Origin of the sequence: Mesorhizobium sp. M7A.F.Ca.MR.176.00.0.0, from assembly GCF_004023165.1 — a bacterium.
Lineage (GTDB): Bacteria > Pseudomonadota > Alphaproteobacteria > Rhizobiales > Rhizobiaceae > Mesorhizobium.
On the sequence record NZ_RZTC01000279.1, the window covers coordinates 1 to 1,456 of the forward strand.

Sequence of the window (1,456 nt, forward strand, 5' to 3'; positions counted from 1 at the left end):
GCGCTGGGCCTGTCCCTCGACATCCAGCGCGAGCGACTTCTCCACCTCCGCGAGCTGTCGTCTCTTCTCGGCAAGCTCGCCGACGAAGGCGAACTCACCGCCGTCGCGGGAGCGGTAGGACGCAAGACGACATTCGGCATCGGCGAGATCCGGCACATTGACAATCTCTTGGTTGGCGTCTGGCTCCCTCGACTTGAACAAGGCATCCTGTAGACAGCCGAGTTGTCGGCCGAAGCGTCCAGGACCTCCGAAAGGTTGCTCACTGTGGTCTGAAATGATGCGAGAAGACGAGCGAAATTTCGCGTCCTGTTAAATCCGTCCACACCGGCCTAGGCGCGCTAAGCCGTTGATTCAGTGACGCCTGAACTGGTGCAACGGCCGACCGTTTTGAGAAGTAGAACGAGTTTGCGACAAGGCCGCAAATGAGCCAGAGGGTGAAGGTTCTCTGCAAATTACCTAAAGCTTGCAAACAACTAAAGGCCACGCTAAACAATCGCCGACATCAAGAGTTGGACTGACGTCCAACGCCAACCTGCTGACCGAGCAAGGTGGCGCTTCCGCCAGGAAGGATGTGGCCGAACCGGCAACCAAACGGATCCCGCCACGCGTCAGTCTGCTCACATGCTTGGAGTAGAGTGATGCAAGGGGATAGTAAGTCCGATCCGCCACTGGTGACCCAATCCTGTGACGAGATTCACTATGTGGGCTCCTGTTACTGGAAAAAGCGGTTTGGCCGATCAGAGTGGTCTAACATATATGTTGTCGCTCATCGCCAGCCGCAGCCTGAGCACGATAAGCAAAAGGCCAGTTGGACGCATGTTTACAGGATTGTTGAAGACATCCGGATGGGGCGATCGCTCGTTTATCTTGAGGCTGTGTTGCAGGGCGACTGCATGATCCGGGGCTTAGCTGCGGCCAAACAACTCATCGAAATTTTCAGCAATGCAGCTCGGCTAGACGAAGACCTGCGACGATCGACCAGAATTGAGCGGACTGCGTAAGTGGCTCAACAATTTGTCACGGCACAAGATCCATAACTTGTGTCAGCCTGATTGCGGTTGCAGGTCCGAAATCGCTGCTCACGATCCGCAAAATCCTTGCTCCCGATGCGGTGAAATCTGTGCTCACGATCGTCTGAAACCCGCAAGGTGGCGCAAGCGACCTATGTGCTGCGCCGCCGGCACAGCTTGACGGCTCAGGATCAGCAGCATGTTTTCGTCAACCGTTACGCTCAGCCTCTGCCCCACGACGGCGTGGCCTACATCCTGGCCAAAGCGCCTTAGCATAACCCGAGATCGGCCGAGGTTGGCTCAAAAAGATCCGAATTCTTCACGGACGACGAAAGCTCTCTGCAGCCTTAAGTCTTCAGGTGGGGCGAAGCGACACCGGGTATACTGCCTTGCGCTGGGCCTGTCCCTCGACATCCAGCGCGAGCGACTTCTCCACCTCCGCGAGC

1 protein-coding gene and 1 riboswitch are annotated in these 1,456 nt (G+C 56.7%); the gene reads left to right on the top strand.

From position 1 onward, the window contains the following. Window positions 1-213 (top strand): hypothetical protein (locus EOB59_RS35550; protein WP_164895858.1); only part of this gene is annotated, 213 nt, incomplete at its 5' end. 281 nt (window positions 214-494) lie between these two features. After that, window positions 495-601, top strand: a riboswitch (SAM-I-IV-variant riboswitch). The last annotated feature ends 855 nt before the right edge of the window (window positions 602-1,456 follow it).